The sequence below is a fragment of the Gymnodinialimonas sp. JB5-7 genome (assembly GCF_055693405.1).
The window spans coordinates 1,047,251-1,066,602 of sequence record NZ_JBVFUX010000012.1 but is presented as its reverse complement, the minus strand read 5'-3'; the positions used below and the strand labels follow the sequence as shown (position 1 = coordinate 1,066,602).

General features: G+C 62.2%; 12 protein-coding genes and 8 pseudogenes. 9 read left to right on the top strand and 11 right to left on the bottom strand.

Annotation, left to right across the window (positions count from 1 at the left end):
- Positions 1–17 precede the first annotated feature (17 nt).
- From pufQ to ACZ1HK_RS13575, 7 genes and pseudogenes are all read right to left on the bottom strand, one after another.
- Positions 18–239 carry a cytochrome PufQ gene (gene pufQ, locus ACZ1HK_RS13605; RefSeq protein ID WP_472629148.1) on the bottom strand — a complete coding sequence of 74 codons (222 nt, stop codon included), beginning with the start codon at positions 237–239 and terminating at the stop codon, positions 18–20.
- Positions 236–1,715: pseudogene (bchZ, locus tag ACZ1HK_RS13600) on the bottom strand (chlorophyllide a reductase subunit Z). Before bchZ ends, pufQ begins: the two are co-directional and overlap by 4 nt.
- Positions 1,709–3,280: a chlorophyllide a reductase subunit Y gene (bchY, locus tag ACZ1HK_RS13595; RefSeq protein WP_472630837.1), complete on the bottom strand. Its 1,572-nt coding sequence runs from the start codon at positions 3,278–3,280 to the stop codon at positions 1,709–1,711. Before bchY ends, bchZ begins: the two are co-directional and overlap by 7 nt.
- Positions 3,281–3,443: 163 nt before the next feature.
- Positions 3,444–4,445 (bottom strand): annotated as a pseudogene (locus ACZ1HK_RS13590) (chlorophyllide a reductase iron protein subunit X).
- Positions 4,442–5,383: a chlorophyll synthesis pathway protein BchC gene (gene bchC, locus ACZ1HK_RS13585; RefSeq protein WP_472629147.1), complete on the bottom strand. Its 942-nt coding sequence runs from the start codon at positions 5,381–5,383 to the stop codon at positions 4,442–4,444. Before bchC ends, ACZ1HK_RS13590 begins: the two are co-directional and overlap by 4 nt.
- Before the next feature lie 144 nt (positions 5,384–5,527).
- Positions 5,528–6,472, bottom strand: coding sequence for a methyltransferase (locus tag ACZ1HK_RS13580; RefSeq protein ID WP_472629146.1), 945 nt, complete (start codon positions 6,470–6,472; stop codon positions 5,528–5,530).
- A gap of 193 nt (positions 6,473–6,665) precedes the next feature.
- Positions 6,666–7,538, bottom strand: coding sequence for a polyprenyl synthetase family protein (locus ACZ1HK_RS13575; protein WP_472629145.1), 873 nt, complete (start codon positions 7,536–7,538; stop codon positions 6,666–6,668).
- Positions 7,539–7,625: 87 nt separating this feature from the next.
- Here ACZ1HK_RS13575 and crtD point away from each other — a divergent pair.
- The 7 genes and pseudogenes from crtD to ACZ1HK_RS13540 all read left to right on the top strand — a co-directional run bounded on the left by crtD (position 7,626) and on the right by ACZ1HK_RS13540 (position 15,194).
- Positions 7,626–9,196, top strand: a pseudogene (gene crtD / locus ACZ1HK_RS13570) (1-hydroxycarotenoid 3,4-desaturase CrtD).
- Positions 9,151–10,022, top strand: a pseudogene (gene crtC, locus ACZ1HK_RS13565) (carotenoid 1,2-hydratase). Before crtD ends, crtC begins: the two co-directional pseudogenes overlap by 46 nt.
- Before the next feature lie 55 nt (positions 10,023–10,077).
- Positions 10,078–10,635: an ATP-dependent protease subunit HslV gene (gene hslV / locus ACZ1HK_RS13560; RefSeq protein WP_472629144.1), complete on the top strand. Its 558-nt coding sequence runs from the start codon at positions 10,078–10,080 to the stop codon at positions 10,633–10,635.
- On the top strand, positions 10,632–11,705 hold the full coding sequence (locus ACZ1HK_RS13555; protein ID WP_472629143.1) for a hypothetical protein: 1,074 nt from the start codon (positions 10,632–10,634) through the stop codon (positions 11,703–11,705). The genes hslV and ACZ1HK_RS13555 overlap by 4 nt, the downstream gene beginning before the upstream one ends.
- Positions 11,612–12,739: pseudogene (locus ACZ1HK_RS13550) on the top strand (aldo/keto reductase). The gene ACZ1HK_RS13555 and the pseudogene ACZ1HK_RS13550 overlap by 94 nt, the downstream one beginning before the upstream one ends.
- Positions 12,736–14,046 carry an ATP-dependent protease ATPase subunit HslU gene (gene hslU / locus ACZ1HK_RS13545; protein ID WP_472629142.1) on the top strand — a complete coding sequence of 437 codons (1,311 nt, stop codon included), beginning with the start codon at positions 12,736–12,738 and terminating at the stop codon, positions 14,044–14,046. The pseudogene ACZ1HK_RS13550 and the gene hslU overlap by 4 nt, the downstream one beginning before the upstream one ends.
- A gap of 23 nt (positions 14,047–14,069) precedes the next feature.
- The gene (locus tag ACZ1HK_RS13540; RefSeq protein ID WP_472629141.1) at positions 14,070–15,194 is read left to right on the top strand and encodes an alpha/beta hydrolase; all 1,125 of its coding nucleotides are present in this window, start codon (positions 14,070–14,072) and stop codon (positions 15,192–15,194) included.
- On the opposite strand, the gene ACZ1HK_RS13535 is transcribed toward ACZ1HK_RS13540, so the two are convergent.
- The 3 genes from ACZ1HK_RS13535 to ACZ1HK_RS13525 are packed head-to-tail and all read right to left on the bottom strand — an operon-like array spanning position 15,191 to position 17,479.
- On the bottom strand, positions 15,191–15,796 hold the full coding sequence (locus tag ACZ1HK_RS13535) for a Smr/MutS family protein (protein ID WP_472629140.1): 606 nt from the start codon (positions 15,794–15,796) through the stop codon (positions 15,191–15,193). The two genes, ACZ1HK_RS13540 and ACZ1HK_RS13535, sit on opposite strands and share 4 nt — an antisense overlap.
- 3 nt (positions 15,797–15,799) lie before the next feature.
- Entirely contained in the window at positions 15,800–16,816 is a 1,017-nt protein-coding gene (gene mltA / locus ACZ1HK_RS13530) for a murein transglycosylase A (RefSeq protein ID WP_472629139.1), read from the bottom strand.
- Positions 16,817–16,819: 3 nt separating this feature from the next.
- Positions 16,820–17,479, bottom strand: a complete 660-nt coding sequence (locus tag ACZ1HK_RS13525) for a Tim44/TimA family putative adaptor protein (RefSeq protein WP_472629138.1) — start codon at positions 17,477–17,479, stop codon at positions 16,820–16,822.
- Between the two features lie 123 nt (positions 17,480–17,602).
- Here ACZ1HK_RS13525 and ACZ1HK_RS13520 point away from each other — a divergent pair.
- Both ACZ1HK_RS13520 and secB read left to right on the top strand, forming a co-directional pair.
- Positions 17,603–18,068 (top strand): annotated as a pseudogene (locus tag ACZ1HK_RS13520) (FxsA family protein).
- 56 nt (positions 18,069–18,124) lie between these two features.
- Positions 18,125–18,650 (top strand): annotated as a pseudogene (secB, locus tag ACZ1HK_RS13515) (protein-export chaperone SecB).
- Between the two features lies 1 nt (position 18,651).
- On the opposite strand, the pseudogene dnaQ reads toward secB, so the two are convergent.
- Positions 18,652–19,351 (bottom strand): annotated as a pseudogene (dnaQ, locus tag ACZ1HK_RS13510) (DNA polymerase III subunit epsilon).
- Between the last annotated feature and the right edge of the window lies 1 nt (position 19,352).

Genomic DNA, 19,352 nt, shown 5'->3' with positions numbered 1-19,352 from the left:
GGCGTATCTGTCTTGCGTCAGGCCGAGAAGATCATCGGTGTGATGATACTCGCCTGCGCGTAGGCCCGTTTGATCGGGCCTTTGTCGGTCATGCTGCCCGACTTGATCGCAGCCAGCGCCCAGGTGAGCGTGGCGAGCGGCAAGGTCGCGGCAAAGATGATCGCAAAGTAGATCATGAACTCCGTCTTTGGCGGCTTGGTTGTCCGCGCGACGGGGCTGTTCGAGGTCATGTCACTCATGATTTGTCCTCCTCCTCAAAGCTGAAACCGGCAGGCGCGAGGCGCTTGACGGTGTCTTCCACAACCCGTTCCGCGCCTTCTTCGAGGGCGGCTTTCTCGGCGGCATCGCGAAGGGTCTTCGCGGCTGAGATACGGGTCAAAATCGGGTGTTCTGCGACGATCCGGTCCAGAAGCGCTTGTGCTTCCGGATCCCAAGGGAAGTCGCGGCGCAATGTGGCTGGGGTCGCCGCGGCACTGTCCATGTCGGAGGCCAGCGGCAGAATGTGGAACAGTGCATCGAAGAGGCCGTTGCAGACCTCCTGCACCAGATAGGTCGCGCCGGCGTAGCCCATCATCGGCGTGCCGGTGTGGCGGCGGATGGCGGCACCGGGGAAACTGGCCGGAATGAAGGCTGGCCTTGGGCCATGGCCTGCAGACATTTCCGCGAGATACATCTTTTCGTTGATCGACCCCATCAGGACGAGCGGGCGCTTTTCAGACACCATTGCGCGGACCTGTTCATTGTCGGTCTTCTTGCCCGCCACGCGGGCCACGGCGAAGGCGCAGGGGAAGCCCAGGTCGTCTTCGAGGAACTTGCGGATGCCGCGCGCGTAGGTCTCGTTCGCGACAATCCCGAAGGAGGCGGTGGCGAAGAAGTCCTGCGTGACCGAGCGCCAGAGATCCCAGACGGGTTTGATGGTGGAATGCTTTTCCGTCTCGATGAACGGCTCAGGATCGAGGCCGGTGATTTCGCCGAGCTTGCGGAGGAATTTGGTTGTCGATGTCGATGCCGATGGGCGCTTGCAGGTAGGGCTTGCCCAGGACCTCGCACAAGCCGCGCCCGAACTCGCGATACATGCAAATGTTGACGTCGGCGTTCACGAGGTTGCGCATTTCAGCCACGTGGGAGCCGAGCGGCATGACCATGTTGACCTCGGCCCCGATGCCTTCGACGAGGCGGCGGATTTCGGCGAGGTCGGAGGGCATGTTGAACGTGCCGTACATCGGCCCGAGGATGTTGACGCGGGGCGCGCTGCCCTCTTCGCGCTTCTTCTCGGGCGGCATGCGGCCCTTGGTCATGCCGAATTCGGTGAAGATCCAGGTCATCGCGCGGTCGGCACTTTCCCATTGGTCTTCATCGATGGTGCGCGGCAGGAAGCGCTGGATGTTGGTGCCTTGCGGCGTGACGCCACCGCCGATCATCTCGGCGATGGAGCCGGTGACAACTACGGCGGGCAGCGCGGGGTCAAGCGTGCCCCAGGCGCGTTTCATCGCGCCCTCGGTGCCGTCGCGGCCAAGTTCTTCTTCGGCGAGGCCAGTGACAACGATCGGTAGCTCATGGGGCGGCAGACCATCGGTGTAGTGCAGGACAGAGGTGACGGGCAGGTTTTCGCAGCCGACAGGGCCATCGATGATGCATTGCAGGCCTTTTACGGCGGTGAAGGCGTAAACACTTCCCCAGTAGCCGCCTGCCCTATCGTGATCCTGGATCAGCATTTCACACCGCCATTCGCGGCGACGCGGGCCTTTTCGGCACGTTCCAGCTTCTTGAGGTTCTGGGCTCGGAATTCGGGGCGCAGGTTTGGTGCGCCTTCCCAGACACCGGCGGTGTCCTGGGTGCCGACGCCTTCGAAGAATTCGCGCATGTGGGACATGCGGTCCTTGTTGGCCATGGCCGCGTTGACCACCTGGCCCAGCGAACCGGCACCCGCAGGGCCCATCAGGGGGCGCGCGGAGATGAGGTTGGTGAAGTAGAGGGACGGGATGCCGAGTTCCTTGCCCTTCTGCACAACCGGCGTCGTGCCGATGGCGAGGTCGGGCTGGATGGCTTCCATCGCGGCGCAATCATCTTCGAGCGAGGCGCGGAATTTGACCTTCACGCCACGCGACTCCAACCATTCGAGATCGGGCGCGGACCATGGCGTCTTGGCGCAGGCGGTGCCGACATAAGGCACATCAGCGCCGGATTCGATCAACAGGCGGGCGACGAGAAGCTCAGACCCTTCATAACCCGACAGCGTGATCGTCCCGTTGATTGGCACGGAAGCCAGGGCGCCCTTGATCGCGGGCAGGAACGCATTTTGCGCTTCGGCCACCTTTTCGGCGGGGACGTTATAGGCGTCGCCAATCGCGGCGAGCCAGGCTGCAGTGCCATCGTGGCCCACGGGCGCGGAGCCGACGACGGTGCGACCCGCCGCCTGAAACTCACGCACGGCGCTGGTGTAGAAGGGGTGGATCGCGGCCACCACCTGACTGTCCAACGCGGAATAGAGCTCACGCCACTCACGGCAGGGAACGACCGGACCTGCCGCCAGACCGAGTGGCGCGAGCATCCCGGCGATTCCCAAGGGATCCGCAGGGAACATTTCGCCCAACAGGGTCACTGTTGGACGGTCTGAAACACCCGCGACTGGAGCCATAACTGGACCGGCCTCCACCTCCTGGCGGGCATAATTGAGCATCGCCCCGGCCAAGACGTCTTTCGCCTCGGCATGGGTCGGCACTCCGAAGCCCGGAACGTCGATACCGACGATCCGAACCCCATTGATTTCGTCAGGCAGAAGCCTGAGCGGTACTCCGGACGCAGTCGGCACGCAGAGGTTGGTGACCACGATGGCGTCGTAACGCTCGGGGTCGGCCATCTCGTGCACGGCGTCGCGGATATCTTCGAAGAGTTTCCCTGTCACCAGGGTCTCGGAATTGAACGGCACGTACCCCACCGACCGGCGCGCGCCGTAGAAGTGGGACACAAACGTCAGGCCATAGACGCAGCAGGCAGAGCCCGACAGCATCGTGCCGACGCGGCGCATGCGTAGGCCCACGCGGAGCGAGCCGAAGGCAGGGCACATCGATTGCGGCTTGTCGTGGGGGCCTTGCGGATAGTCTTTGGCGAATTGATCGAGGATCTCGGACTTGCCTGCGGTGCGTGCGGCGGCCTCCATCTCAGCGGCGCCTGCGTGACAGCCCATGCCGTCCCCACCTTGCGGCGCGCCACGGTCGACGGCCTCGCCTTCGATCACCTCAACCTCGGCGGTGGTGTCATATGTGAGTTCAGAACTCACTGATCCTGATCCTTGCGGGCGTTCGGGGCCTGCGCGCGAGTCCGTCACATCACGGACCTGCCTTTGCTGCGTATCAATGGTGTGGAGGAAGGCGCGTGTTTCACGGATGAGTTTGGTGGACTCATCAATCGCTTCGTGTGCGCGGCTCATGGTGAGGTAGACATCACGCATCATCGTAGACCACCTCCAGCGACTCCTGCGGCTTGGCGTTCTTGCCGCGCATGTCCATGTCGGTGGCCGGTTCCAGCTTGATGCCTGCGCCGGTCTCGGACCCGTCGAACAGTTCAAGCAGTTCGTCCTGCGTCAGCGCGGTAGGGCGCATCGGCGGAGCAACGGCGACGTTTTCGCCGAGGGCCGCGAAGAGTGCGCCCCATTGGGATTCCGCCGTGCCGACGATCTGGTAATTCGCGGATTTCTTGCGGAGGTCGTCGTCCTGCGGGATCGACGCGAGGACGGGGATGTCGACCGCTTTGGCGAAAGCCTGAGCCTCGCCACTAGCCGTCGTCCTTGTTGATGACCAATCCAGCAACGCCGACATTGCCGCCCAGCTTGCGGAAGTACTCCACGGCAGAGCAGACGTTGTTGGCGACATAGAGCGATTGCAGGTCGTTGGAGCCCACAAGGATCACCTTCTGCGCCATGTCGCGGGCAATCGGCAGGCCGAAGCCGCCGCATACCACGTCGCCCAGGAAGTCGAGCAGGACGTAGTCGAAATCCCAATCGTGGAAGCCGAGCTTTTCCAGAAGCTCAAAGCCATGGATGATGCCGCGCCCGCCGCATCCGCGACCGACTTCGGGGCCGCCAAGCTCCATGGCGAAGACGCCGCCGCGCTTGAAGCAAACATCGCCAATCTGCGACTTCTTCGCCAGCGAGTTTCTTCTGTGTCGAAGTCTCAATGATCGTCGGGCACGCCTTGCCGCCGAATAGCAGGCGAGGTCGTGTCGGATTTCGGGTCGCAGCCGATCAGAAGCACGCGCTTGCCTTGTTCGGCCATCATGTGGCTGAGGTTGGCGAGGGTGAAGGACTTTCCGATGCCGCCCTTGCCGTAGATCGCGATGATCTGGGTCTTTTTGGTCGGCTCACCTTGCGGGACTTCTAGGGTCGGCTCTGCCGCCTCGTCGCGCAGGTTCTGGTCGTAGTCTTTGAGGTTTGGAATATCCTTCACGAGGATGCCTCCCAATTCAGGATCATCTTGAGACAGGCGGGGTCTTCGAAGGCCGTCTGGTAGGCATTCGCCGCAGTCTCAGCTGCACTTGTATGTGTGATCAGCCCATCGAGGCTGAGCGCGCCGTGGTCGATCAGGTCGCGCGTGGCGACGAGGTCTTCGCGGGTCCATTCGGCGGCGATACGCAGGCGCGCTTCACGCATGAAGGCAGGCGGGAAGGCGAAGGACAAAGGCTCAGGATAGAACCCGGCCAGAACAATCTCGCCGCCCTTGGTGAGGCGCGAGATCAGGGTGTTCAGAAGGTCAGACTGGCCGGACGCATCGTAGATGCATTTGTAATCGCGCCGCTCGTCTTCATCGGGATGCACGACACTATAGCCGGTTGCGCCGGACTGACGGTCGGCGTCGATTTCCCAGACGTTGGGCCGCTTGCCACCGGCGGCAATGGTCAGCCGCGCCAGAAGGCGGCCAAAGACGCCGTGTCCGATGATGAGTTCCGGTAGCGTCTTGTCGAGGCCAGCCATGGCGTGCCGCGCGGTCGCGGCCAGCGCCAGAAGCGCTCCCTCGGCCCCAAGCGCGGGGTCGATCTTCACCACGCGGTCGGCGGCTGTGACAAGACGGTTCGACGCGCCGCCGAAAAGGCCCTTCACATCACCGTAGCAATTGGCCCCGGGAACGAACACGCGGTCGCCGGGCTTGAAGGCGGTGCCGGGTGCAGCTTCGACCACCTCACCGGCGGCTTCATAGCCGGGGACAAGGGGATAGCCCATGCCAGGGAAGGGCGGCATCTGGCCGGACCAGAACAGTTTTTCCGTGCCAGTGGAGATACCGGAATGGCGCACGTCGACGACCAGATCGCCCGCACCGGGCGCGGTCAGATCAACCGTGCCGAGGCTGAGTGCCTTTGGCCCTTCCAATATGACGGCAGTGCTCTGCAAGCGCCGCATCTCCCCTTCGTGGTCGTTGGTGCGCCGCGGCGTGAAGACAGAATCTTCGGGCGCAATTCGTTAGGTGTCAGTCTAACCTGACACTATGGTATGTCAATTGTAATAGACATTGCTGTTGCAAGTGTTCCGTGAGGTTTACACTTTGCGGGCGTGGACGAGGCCGGTCACGAAGGGGCGGCTGGTTTTGACTGTCTTGATCTGAGTAAAGCCCGCCGTTTGCAGATGCGCCTTGATTTCCTCGGCCGAGCGGGCGCGGCCGGTTTGCATCGCCATGCAATAGATCCCGAAATACGCGTCGCCCGCGCGGGTCGGATGTGTGCCGCCCGACATCGGTTCGGCCACGATGATGCGGCCGTTTTCTGGGAGGGTGTCGTAAACCTTCTGCAACAGCGCGGCCACGGTTCCGTCCGAGTGGTCATAGAGCACGCGTACAAGGCTGATTGTGTCTGCACCGGTTGGCAACGGGTCACCGCGGAAAGATCCGCCGTTGACGTCCGCACGGTTTATCATCCCCTCACGCTGGAAACGCGCGGTGGCGGGGTCGACGACCTCGGGCAGGTCGAAAAGCCGAAGGTTCAGGTGTGGGTAGGCGTGGCCAGCGGCGGTCAGGAACACGCCGGTGCCGCCACCAACATCCAGGAGTGTTTTGGTTTGCGACAGGTCGAGATGGGCCAGCGCTTCCTCCGCGACAAGCGTTTGGCTGTCGGCCATCAGCTCGGAATAGGTGGCGGCGACCTCTGGGTCCGCCTCCCCCGTTGCGCCAAAGACGTAGGGCCAGAATTGCGCAAGCTCGGTGTCGGTGCCGTTTCGGAAGAAATCCACAGGGTCGGACAGATCGCGGTAGAGCACGTCGTGATGCCGGATCATCTGTTGCAGGCCGGGAATACCGGGAAGCGCCGCGCCAAGGCGGCCCAAGGCGTAGCGGTCGTCGCTTTGGCGAGACATCAGGCCAAGAGCGCTGGCGGCTTGAGCAAGGCGTTGCAAGCGAAGCTCGGGCAGGCCTGTCCGGGTGGCGAGGTCGGATAGGGTACGGGGCTGTGCCGTGAGATGGTGGGGCAGGTCGAACTGCACGAAAGCCATCAGAACCTGCGAATGAACGAAGCCGGCGACGAGGTCGAAGAGCGCCTCCCCATCCTTGCGGCGCGACGGTCCTGGCGATCGGCAGGCGCGCGGCGCGTTTCTGGAAGGTGCGAGAGCCGATCAGCGCGGTGCGCCAGGCGTAGAAGCGATCTTTCAGGGATCCGCGCGGGGTATCGGGATCGGCGAGCGCCATTTATTCGGCAGCCGTGACCGGGGGCATGACGGGCGTCAGCCGTTCGGCGGTTTTGCGGACCATGTCGGCCAGCATCGCCTCGCCCGGGCAGGACGGGATCGATGAGATTGCGCCGGACAGGATGTCTTCGAGATGCGTGATCGCGCCGCGCACGCCATATTCGTTCACGGCATTGGGGCGGTCGTGGATTTCGTCCTGATGGGCGGGCTTGCCGAGGGTGGCCTCATCATAGAGCGCGTCGCGCAGGTCGTCGGCGACCTGGAAGGCTTCACCGATGCGGGCACCTAGTTCTGTCCACGGCTCCGGATCTTCGCCAGCGGCGGCGGCGCCCATGCGCGTGGCGGCGGTAAAAAGAGCGCCGGTTTTGGCGCGGTGATAGGCGGAGAGGTCGATCTTTTCCTCACTCTCCCACCCCTGCCCTGCGCAAATCCCGCCAGGCATTCCGGTGGATTCGCCCAGCACACGGAGCAATGTGATCGCGCGCATCGGGTCGGCCTCCGCAGCGCGGGTGAGCACCTCAAACGAGGCGATGATCAGCGAATCGCCGGTCAGGAGGGCAAGTGCCTCCCCATAGGCTTTGTGGACCGAGGGCTTGCCGCGCCGGATGTCGGCATCATCGAAACAGGGCATGTCATCATGCACGAGGCTTGCGCAATGGATCAGCTCGATGGCGGTGGCGGCAGCGTCGGACAGTGTTGGTTGATCATCGCCACATGCGAGCGCCACGGACAGGCAAATCGTGGGCCGGATGCGAGCCCCGCCAGGGTTGACCGCATAGTCCAGGGCCGAGGCCAGCTTGGGCGGCGCAAGCGCGCCCTGCCCTTCAGTGATCGCGGCGGCCACAGCGCTTTCGATGCGGGATTTCAAAGGCATGACAGTACCCTCCGACAGGGGAATCGAACGCGCGGGCGGACACCCGAACTGTAAACAAGACTGGACATATATCCGAGACCTGTCAACATGAGTGGACACTTGGAGGGTGAACGACTGACCAAGGTGATTGTCATCGGAGCTGGTATCGGCGGGCTTTCGGCTGCGCTGCGTCTTGCTGCGCAAGGCCCTGATGTGCACGTCGTCGAGATGGCCGACGGGCCGGGCGGCAAGATGCGCACGACACCTTCTGTGGCAGGCCCGGTGGATATCGGGCCGACGGTTCTGACCATGCGGCCCGTGTTTGAGGCGTTGTTTGCCGATGTGGGCGAACGGCTGGAAGATCACGTAACGCTGCACCGCGACGCTCTTCTGGCACGGCATTGGTGGCGGGATGGGTCTTCGCTCGATCTGTTCGATGATCCGGAACACAGCACGGAGGCCGTTGGCGCCTTTGCCGGAGCCAAGGCCGCGCGGGAGTTTCGAGCGTTTTCGGCAGAGGCGAAGCGCCTTTATGAGGCCTTCGATGGCCCGGTCATGCAGGCCGAGGCCCCTGCCTTTGGACCGCTTGCGGCCCATGTGATGAAAAATCCCCGGCTGATCCCGGCAATGGCGCCGGGGTTGAGCCTGGCGCGAAAGCTGGCGATGCGGTTCAGCGACCCACGTTTGCAGCAGCTTTTTGGGCGGTACGCGACCTATGTGGGTGGCTCACCCTACCAAAGCCCGGCGGTGTTGGGACTGATCTGGCATTCCGAGGCGCAAGGCGTTTGGGCTGTTGAAGGCGGGATGCACTGTTTGGCGCAGGCCATGCAGCGCGTGGCCGAGGCGAAGGGGGTGACGTTCCAGTTTGGAACGGCGGTGGATCGGATTGAAGCCGACGAAGCGGTGCGCGGTGTTCGGTTGGCTGATGGCACCTCCCTGCCCTGCGATCTGGTGGTGTTCAACGGGGACCCCAAAGCGCTGCGCGACGGATATCTGGGGTCAGTGGCCTCAGGCAGGCGGTGCCGGAGGCGGGCACCACGCCACGCAGCTTGTCGGCCTTTGTCTGGGGGTTCGCGGCGGAGCCGCCGGGTGTGGAGTTGGCCCACCACAACGTCTTCTTTTGCGAAGACCCGCGCATTGAGTTTGGCGACCTTGCCCAAGGCCGGATGCCGCGCGACGCCACGCTTTACGTTTGCGCGCAGGATCACGGGAAACCGGGGCCGCAACGGTTCGAAATTATCATGAATGGGCCAGCGGGCCACGAGACGACGGAAGAGGAGAGAGAAACATGTCGAACACGCACGTTCGAGACGTTGCAGGCGATGGGTCTGACCTTCTCTCCTCCGCCCGAGACGACAGCGCTGACCACGCCGGCGAACTTCGATCGGGCCTTTCCCGCATCGGACGGTTCCCTTTACGGGAGGAGCCCGCATGGGATGTCAGCGACGTTCCAGCGGCCGACGGCGCGGACAAAGGTGAAGGGCCTCTACCTGGCGGGCGGCGGGGCGCATCCGGGGGCGGGGATTCCGATGGCCTGCTTCTCCGGCAAGCACGCGGCAGGGGCGATACTGAGCGACCTTGCTTTGACATCGAGGTCCCGTCCGACGGCTACGCCTGGTGGTATGTCGACGGGATCAGTGACGATGGCGAACGGGCCATCTCGATCATCGGCTTCATAGGGTCTGTTTTCTCCCCTGGTATCGCTGGTCCGGGCGCAAGAACCCGGCGAATCAATTGCTGCCTGAACGTTGTGACCTACGGACGCGGCGGGCGCTGGACGATGACGGATCGCGGGGCAAGAGGCCTTGGGTCTGTCGCGGGATCGGCTTGCAGATCGGGCCCAGTGCGATGGTCTGGAAGGGCGACCGGCTGGAGGTGCAGATCGATGAGATCAGCACGCCCCATGCCCAGAAGGTGACGGGGACGGTCACGGTTCATCCAAGCGCGCTGACGGATCAGGAAATGCTGTTGAGCGATGACGGTGCGCATGTCTGGCGGCCTTTCGCGCCGACCGCACGCATCGAGGTGGATTTGAACCGCCCTGGTTGGCAATGGACGGGTCACGGCTATTTCGACGCGAATTTCGGGACGAGGGCGTTGGAGGCGGATTTCAGATATTGGACCTGGGGGCGGTTTCCGTTGAAAGACGGATCGGCCTGTTTCTACGACCTTGAACGGCGGGATGGCACGACCTTGGCCACCGGGGTTGGCTTCGCTGCGGACGGGACGCCGCACGCGATCCAGATGCCGCCGAAACAGAGACTAAAGCGCCCATTTTGGATGGTTCGGCGAGATACGCGCGCCGATGCGGATTTTCGCCCTCATCAAGTGAAAGCCATGCTGGACGCGCCGTTTTACAACCGCTCGGCCATCAAAACGAAGATCAACGGCGAAGAGACGGTTGGTGTCTATGAGGCACTTGATCTGGACCGTTTTCGGGGGCCGTGGCTGATGCCGATGCTGGCCGTTCGGGTGCCGCGTCGCAAACGGTGGCGGATGCCGTAGGTTGTCGCCGCGTACAGGGCTGTCCATATAAGGCCACAAGCGAATGGAGGCCGATATGGCGAAAGAAGACTTCCCCGGTTGGCATGGCACCACGATCATCGGCGTGCGCAAGGGCGGCAAGGTTGTTGTGGCGGGTGACGGGCAGGTTAGCCTTGGGCAGACCGTCATCAAGGGCAGCGCGCGGAAGGTGCGGCGGCTGAAGCCCGGCGGGCATGATGTGGTCTGTGGGTTTGCCGGGTCGACGGCGGATGCGTTCACGTTGCTTGAGCGGCTGGAGACGAAGCTGGAAGCGACGCCGGGGCAGCTACAACGCGCGAGCGTGGAGCTCGCCAAGGATTGGCGTACAGACAAGTACCTGCAAAAGCTGGAAGCGATGCTGATCGTGACCGATGGGTCGGAGCTTTACATCATTACCGGTGCGGGCGACGTGTTGGAGCCGGAACACGGCATTGCCGCGATCGGCTCCGGCGGGAACTTTGCACTGGCTGCGGCGCGTGGGATGCTGGACACGGACAAGGATGCCGAGACCATTGCCCGGGAAGCGATGGCGATTGCCGCCGATATTTGCGTCTACACCAACGGCAACCTCACCGTAGAGGTGATCGAGGCATGAGCCAGATCACCCGCGATGATCTGCGGGCCGCGGTTGGGGCCGGCCTGATGTCGGAGGCGCAGGCCGCGTCGCTGATCAATCTGGCCGAGGAACGCGAAGGCGTGCGCGCGCGGCGCACCGGCCTGGATGAACCGTTCGAGCTGTTCAAAGGGTTCAACGAGATCTTCATCGTCGTGGGCCTGTCTATCCTGTTCGCCGGGTGGCTTGGCGTGACTGGGCTGACCATTTTCAGCGCAACACAAGGGTGGATTCTGGGCATGGCCTTGTCGGCAGTGGCCATGCTCTCCTTTGGGGGGTTGTCGCGCTACTTCACGCTCAAACGTCGTATGGTGGCCCCATCGATCGCGCTTGCGATCATGTTTGCGGTTTCGGCCCTACAATTCGGCTTCTACGCCGCCGCGATGCTTGACCTTTCGCTGGAACCCAGCCTCACGATGAGCGCCGGAGTCGCCTTTTTCTTCCTGTGCCTGCACTACCTGATCTTTCGTGTTCCGTTCACGGTCGCGCTGATTGCGGCGTCTGTGGTGCTGACTACTTTTGGGTTTGTCACCATGGGCGGTACCTTTCCGGACAACGCGCAGGATATCTTCCTTCTGTCCGCCGATGGGCCCTTCGCAATCCTGACAATCGTCCTGGGCCTGATCGGCCTTGGTATCGCGATGATCTTCGACATGTCCGACCCGCACCGTGTGACGCGGCGGGCAGCGTCAGGCTTCTGGCTGCACGTGATTGCGGCCCCGGCCATCGTGAACACCGTGGCGTTGACGCTGTTTCAGAACCCCGATGCAGGCGCGAAGGTGGCACTGGTTTTGTTCGTGGCGGCGATGGCGCTGTTCGCGGTGGTGATCGATCGCCGGTCGTTCCTCGTATCAGGCGTCGGCTATGTGGTGGCCCTGTCAATCTCAGTCGTTGAGGGCGAAGGCGCGTTCCTTGTGATCCTGCTGCTTGGCATCGGGCTGGTTGTCTTGGGCGCACAATGGGAGGCGATGCGCGGCGCGATCATGCGGAAACTTCCCGCATTCCCCGGCAAAAACAGATTGCCCCCATGGGCAGTGAGAGAGGCAACATGACCGACATGACCTTCACACGGCTCGGCAATTCCGGCCTGATCGTTTCGCGCATGGCGCTGGGGACGATGACCTTCAACCTTGGTGGGGAGTTCATTCCCGGCATCGCCAGCGTCGGGCAGGAGGAAGCCACGCGCATGGTCGATTGCGCGCTGGATCATGGGGTGAATTTCTTCGACAGCGCCGATGGCTATTCGCAAGGCGATGCGGAGGTCGCCCTGGGAGTAACGCTGAAAGGCAAGCGGGAGCATGCGGTGATCTGCACCAAGATTGGCTTCCGGCAGGGCGAGGCGATGACCGATGCAGGTCTGTCGCGGCGGCATCTGATGAAGTCCATCGACGGGTGCCTGAAACGGCTTGGCACGGACTATGTCGACCTGCTCGTGGTGCATAAGACGGACGTCTTCACGCCGCTGGAAGAGACGCTGCGCGCGCTGGACGACATCGTGAAATCGGGCAAGGTGCGCTATATCGGCTGTTCCAACTGGCCCGCTTGGGAAGTGGCGCAGGCGGTGCAGTTTCAGCGGGATCATGGCCTCGCGCCGTTCATCGCGGGGCAGTACCTCTACTCCGCCGCGCAGCGCGATATCGAGATGGACGTGCTGCGGATGGCCGACAAGCTCGGCCTGTCGCTGATGGCCTGGTCGCCGCTCGGCCGGGCGGCCTGTTGACCGGGAAATACGATCTGGACCGGTTGGAAGATGGCGACGGGCGCATCGGCACCCACGATTTCTTTGAAATCCCGAAACCGCAGGCGCGGGCCGTCTTGGATGCGTTGGGGGCTATAGGCCAAGCGCATGGACCTGACTTTGGCGCAAACGGCCCTTGCTTGGATCGTGAACCGAAACCCGACGCACACCGTTCTGGTCGGCGCATCCTCAACGGATCAGCTGGAGAAGAGCCTGAAATCGGGCTCTGTCGTCCTGACCGCGGACGAGATGGCTTTGATCGACGCCGCGGCTCCGCCCCCAAAACGCTACCCTGAATGGTTCGCCGACATGATGTTGGACAGCCAAGTGAATGAGGCTCTGAAATGAGTGACCTGACTCCCCGCGAAATCGTCTCGGAACTGGACCGATTTATCATCGGCCAGAAGGACGCAAAGCGCGCTGTCGCCGTGGCGTTGCGCAACCGCTGGCGGCGCAAGCAATTGGGCGATGATCTGCGGGATGAGGTCTACCCGAAGAATATCCTGATGATCGGGCCGACGGGTGTCGGCAAGACCGAGATTTCGCGGCGTCTGGCCAAGCTGGCCCGTGCGCCCTTCATCAAGGTCGAAGCGACCAAGTTCACAGAGGTCGGTTATGTCGGGCGCGACGTGGAACAGATCGTGCGCGATCTGGTGGATGCAGCCCAAGTGATGATCCGCGAGAATATGCGGGAAGAAGTGAAGGCCAAGGCCCATGACGCGGCTGAGGAACGCGTGATTGAGGCGTTGGCCGGTGACGGCGCGCGTGATCAGACGCGGGAGATGTTCCGCAAAAAGCTGCGTTCCGGTGAGCTGGACGATACGATCATCGAGCTTGAGGTGACGGACAATTCCAACCCGCTTGGCGGGTTCGAGATTCCCGGCCAGCCCGGCATGGGCCAGATGGGCGGCATGATGAACCTGGGCGACCTGTTCAAGGGCATGGGCGGGCGCAAGGTGAAGCGGCGGCTTACTGTGGCCGCCAGCTACGACATCCTGATTGATGAGGAAGCGGATAAGCTGCTGGACCCCGAAATGGTCACGAAGGAAGCCATGCGCGCGGTGGAGCAGAACGGGATCGTCTTTATCGACGAGATCGACAAGGTCTGCGCGCGGTCCGACGCGCGTGGTGCCGATGTCTCCCGCGAAGGGGTGCAGCGGGATTTGCTGCCGTTGATCGAGGGGACCACGGTTTCAACGAAACACGGCCCGGTGAAAACGGACCATATCCTTTTCATTGCCTCAGGCGCATTTCACATCGCAAAACCGAGCGATCTTCTGCCAGAGCTTCAGGGCCGCCTGCCGATCCGCGTGAACCTGCGGGCGCTGACAGAAGATGATTTCGTGCGCATCCTGACGGAAACCGACAATGCGCTGACCCGGCAATATACCGCGCTGATGGCGACGGAAGAGGTCGAAGTGACCTTCACCGAGGAAGGCATCGCAGCACTGGCCAAGATCGCGGCAGATGTGAACGAAAGCGTCGAGAATATCGGCGCGCGGCGGCTCTACACGGTGTTGGAGCGGGTCTTTGAAGAACTCAGCTTCAATGCGCCTGATCAATCGGGGCAGTCCGTGACTGTTGATGCCGCTTTCGTTGAGGAGAACCTCGGCGAATTGACGCGTAGTACGGATCTCAGCCGTTACGTTCTTTAGGCAAAGGCTGATATGAGGGTGGCATGACACGCGCTTCGATCACTCGCCGCTCCCTTCTCTGCGGAGCAGCTGCCCTGCCCCTTGCGGCGTGTGGCGGCGTGCCTGATCTGATGATCGTACCCGAAGCCGCCACGATCGGGACTGCGGAAACCGTCTTTGTCGCGACGAACCGCGTCTTTGCCGATGGCGCCTTTCAGGCCGCGCGGCAAGAGACGCTGTCGTTCACTGAATTCACGGTTGAAATCCCGCCGGAACGCGAGACCGGCGCCGTTCAGCCCGCTCGACCCGGTCGACGGCGTGGTCCGGACCTTCAAACGGAATTCGTGGCCAGTAGCGGCAATCATCTGGGCAGCCGGGACACCTTTCGCGCAGCTTTGCGCGCCGAGGCGCGTCGGACGGGTGTGAACGAGGCGATGATCTTCATCCACGGCTTTGCCAGCACTATCGGCACCGGCCTCTACCGCACGGCTCAGATCCGGTACGATTTCCAGATTCCGGGCGTTGCCGTGCACTATGCCTGGCCCAGTGCCGGAAACCCGCTTGGCTATGCCTATGATCGGGATTCGAGCCTGTTTGCCCGCGATGGGTTGGAGCAGTTGATCGCTGAAATTCAGGCCGCTGGCCTGAACGTGGTGCTGACCGCGCATTCGCTTGGGTCGACCGTGGTGATGGAGGTTTTGCGCCAGCTTCGGATCGGGGGGCGCACAGATGTCCTGGCCCGGATCAACGGCGTGATCCTGTTTTCGCCTGACATCGACGTGGATGTCTTCCGCGCGCAGGCCGACCGGATCGGAGAGCTGCCGCAACCCTTTGTGATTTTCACCTCGCAGCGGGATCAGGCGTTGCGCTTGTCGGCCCGGATCACGGGGCAGGCTGAACGGGTCGGGAACCTGTCTATCCCAGACGCGCTTGGCGATTATGAGATCACGATCATCGACGTCTCCGCTTTCCGCGGCGGGGTGCGGGACACGTTCAACCATTTCTCTGGCGCAAGCTCGCCGGCTGTGGTGCAAATCCTCAACGATGCGGCCGGGGTAAACAATTCGTTCGAGCAAAGCACGACACAAAGAGCGGGGCTTTTGCCGGGAACGATTCTGACGATTCAGAATGCGACCCAGATCATGCTGAGTCCAATCAACGCGAATTAGCGGCGACGTTTCAGGTAGACGTAATACGCCCCACCGCCGCCATGCTTCTGGTGTGCTTCGCGGATATCGAGGATCATCAAACCCAGGGGCGGCGATTGCAGCCAGCTTGGCACCTGATGCTTCAACACCCCGCGGCGGATCGGGATTGGTCCGCCACTGTCACGATCCTTGCCCTTGCCGGTGATCACCAAGACCAGTCGCAAGTTCCGTTCATACGCGCTGCTGATGAAGGAGATCAGGGCAGGGTGCGCCTCAGCCAAGACCATGCCGTGCAGGTCGATCCGGTCTTCGGGCTTCAGCTTGCCGCGCACCATGCGCTTGTGGGTCCCGTGATCCATCCGAACCGGGGCTTGTGCCAGTCGGCTGGAGAGCGTCGGCGCATGGTTCACCGGATTGGCAGAAAAGGAGGCCTTTTCCCCAATCCTGAACGCGGGAAGACGATCTGCCGTCGTAGCCTCACGTCGGATCGGTGGTTTCGGCTTGGGCGCTTCGGGGGTGATCTGAGGCGCGCCGGTCCGATCCATCGGCGTGGCGGTTGCGGCGACTCTGTCCCACAGCGCCTTATCCTCTTCGGACAGGCCACGTTTGCCGCGCCGCGCCATATCTCACGCGTCCGGGATCAACTGGTGGGCACGCTCGATTGGAAGCAGCACCATCATACGGCCGGGGTCGCGGATTACCCCGGCGGCGTCGCCGGCCTCATCTCCGAACCCAAAGAAAATGTCGGCCCGTTGCGGCCCTTGAATGGCACCACCCGTATCCTGCGCGATCATCAAACGGCGGATCGGGCCGTCGCCGTCCTTCTCGATCCAGACCGGCGCGCCCAGTGGTGTATGATCTGGGTCCACCGCAATCGTGCGATGCGGGGTGATATTGCGGTTCATTGCGCCGAGCGGCCCAAGGTTTGGGTCGTCAATGTCGACTTCACGGAAGAACACGTAGCTCGGGTTGTGGTGCAACAGAGTTTGCCCGGCCACAGGGTTCCGCCGCACCCACGCTTGGATCACCTGCGCGCTGACCTGATGGGGCTGATACACGCCACGCCGAACAAGTTCTTGCCCGACGGAACGATATTCATGCCCGTTCCGCCCGCCGTAGCCGACGCGAAGGAACCCGCCCTCGGCCAGTCGGATCCGACCTGAGCCCTGGATTTGTAGAAAGAACAGCTCCACCGGGTCATCGACCCACGCAATCTCAAGCCCGCGGCCTTCCAGAACGCGGCTTTCCTCAATTTCGCGACGGGATAACCATTGGCCGTTCACCTCGGGCGGTAGACGGTAAACCGGGTAGCGATAGCGCGACGTCCGCGTCCGCGATCCATCCAGTTCCGGCTCGTAGTAGCCGGTGAACAACGCTGGATCCTCGCCACCAATCAGGACAGGACGGAAGAACAATTCAAAGAAAGTGCGCGCATCGGGTGCCGTTTCAGCCACTGCACACAAAGCCTCCCAATCCGAGCCGTCCAGATCCATGCAGGTGTTGCGGAAAACGGAAAGGGCCGCGGAATGATCATCCTCGGCCCAGCCATCCAGATCGTCGAACGTCAGAAGTTGCACGGGCTCATCTGCCATGGCCGCTGTGGCGGTAAGCGCCAAGGCAATCGCAACCGCGCGCAGCCCCATCGTTCATCCGTCGGTTGCCACCAGGGCCCAGTTCGGATCATCCGCGCCCATCGTGCGGGCAAAGGTCCAGACATCGCGCTGGCGCTTGATCTCGGACGCGTCGCCTTCGATGATTTCACCATCGGAGTTGCGCACAACGCTGGTCAATTCACCCACGAACCGCACGGTAATTTCAGCCTCGCCCGTGCCACGGTCGAACGTGGCATTCTGCAAGGCAATCTCGCGCACGCCCACAAACTCCGCCTCGATGGTCAGGCCCTGTTCGTTACGCTGGTTGATGACCGTCTCGAAGGTTTCCATCACGTCATCGGCCAGGAACGGCTTCAGCCCGTCCACATCACCGCGCTCGAACGACATCAGAATCATCTCGTAGGCTTGGCGTGCACCGCCCAGAAACTCGCCGACGTTAAAGCCCGGCTCGGCCATCTTCATGGCGGCCAGCGCCTTGGCGCTGTCGGAGCCGTCTTCGACGTGATCGGTGATGTCCTCATCCGGGCCACCGTCAATCACTTCGAAATCACGGCGGCGGCTGGCGCTTGCGCCATCAGGGCGGGCCGGGGGGCGCTCAAACCCCTCACGCGATCCAAGGACGGAGCGCAGGCGCAAGATCAGGAAAATCGCGACGCCGGCCAGGACCAGCAGGGACAAAAGAGACGAGTTCATGGCACCTCGGCGGGGGAATGGGTTCAAAACCGGTGTAGCAGCCACATATGTAAGGCAGGGGTGGGGTCAAGTCCATGACAGCCCATCTGCGGCATAAGGCCATTTGTCAGAGGAAACGCGCCCATGCGCCTGCTTTTGTTGTTCATTGCGGTCCCGTTGATCGAAATCGCTTTATTTATTCAGGTTGGCGGATGGCTGGGACTTTGGCCCACATTGGCGATTGTGGTGCTGACGGCGATTGCGGGGACCATGCTGGTGAAGAGCCAGGGCGCGCAAGCGATGGCGCAACTTCGAACGTCGTTCGATGATCTGCGTGACCCGACCGAACCGCTGGCCCATGGCGCGATGATCCTGTTTTCCGGCGCGCTGTTGCTGACGCCGGGGTTCTTTACCGATGCCGTTGGGTTTGCCCTGCTTATTCCAGGTGTGCGGAACTACCGTACTGCGAGAGATGAAAAAGCGCGTGAATGTGCAGACCGTCCGCACAGATCGCGGATGGCAGCCGCAGGATGAGACGATCATCGAAGGCACGTACAGTGCAGAAGATGAGGATCGGCCCCGTGGACCTTCAGGCTGGACTCGCCATTGAGGCCAAAGCGCGGGCCTGTTATGTCGCCTGCAACTTTGATTTCAGGAGAATGATCCATGTCCGACGCTTCGGCCAACGGTGAGACCGAAAACGGCGCGGCACAGCCCGCCGCCCAGCTTCCAAAAATGCAAATCCTCGGCCAGTTCATCCGTGACCTGTCGTTCGAGAATGCCGCCGTTCAAAACGCCGTCGTCGCACAAGGCCAGCCTGACATTCAGGTGCAGGTCGCTTTGGATGCGCGCAAGCGGACGACTGAAAACCAATACGACGTCATCATGAAGATGAAGGTCGAGATCGAAGACCAAGGAAGATGAGCCGAAGTCGGTTTTCCTGATCGAGCTGGAATATGGTGGCGTCTTCTCCATCGAAAACATCGCCGAACAGCAGCTGCATCCTTTTCTGATGATCGAATGCCCCCGGATGCTGTTCCCGTTTGTGCGCCGCATCATCTCGGATGTGACGCGTGACGGTGGCTATCCGCCGCTGAACCTCGACCAGATCGACTTTGTGGCGCTCTATCGTCAGCAGTTGCAGCAGCGTCAGGCGCAGCAGGCTGCAGGTGAGCCGCAGGGCACGGCCTGATCTACTGGAACCGCGTCCAAAGCGCGTCTTCACCGAGCTTCTCGACAAAGGCCGCGTGTGCGGCCTTTTCGTTTTCTGTCAGCCGCGTGGGTAAGGGCGTAGGTCGGGGCTTCGGCCGCCAATCTTCGCCTTGATCGGCTGCGTTCTGGCGGGATTGCGTTTGCGACAGCGCAAAGTCGGGCTGCTTGCCGCCTGTGAGCTCCAGATAGACCTCGGCCAAAATCTCCGGAGTCGAGCAATGCGCCGTGCAAGGTACGGTTGGAATTGTCGATGCCGAACCGGCGGCACAAGGCATCCAGCGACGCCGGGGATCCCGGAAACCGGCTGCGCGCGATCTTGAGCGTATCAAGTGCCTGGTCATTGGGCAGAAGTGGCTTGTTCGCCCATTCAAGCTCAGCATTTAGAAACCGCATGTCGAATTCGGCGTTGTGGATGACCAGCTTGGCATCCCCCACGAAATCGAGGAATTCCTGCGCGATTGCCGCAAAAAGGGGCTTATCGGCCAGGAAATCATCACCAATGCCGTGCACTTCGAGCGCCTCATTCGGCATGCCGCGTTCGGGATTGATGTATTGATGATAGGTCTTGCCCGTTGGCACCTGATTGAACAGCTCCACCGCCCCGATCTCTACAATCCTGTGGCGCGGGTTGTCGAAGGGGTTGAGGCCCGTGGTTTCGGTGTCGAGGACGATCTCGCGCATC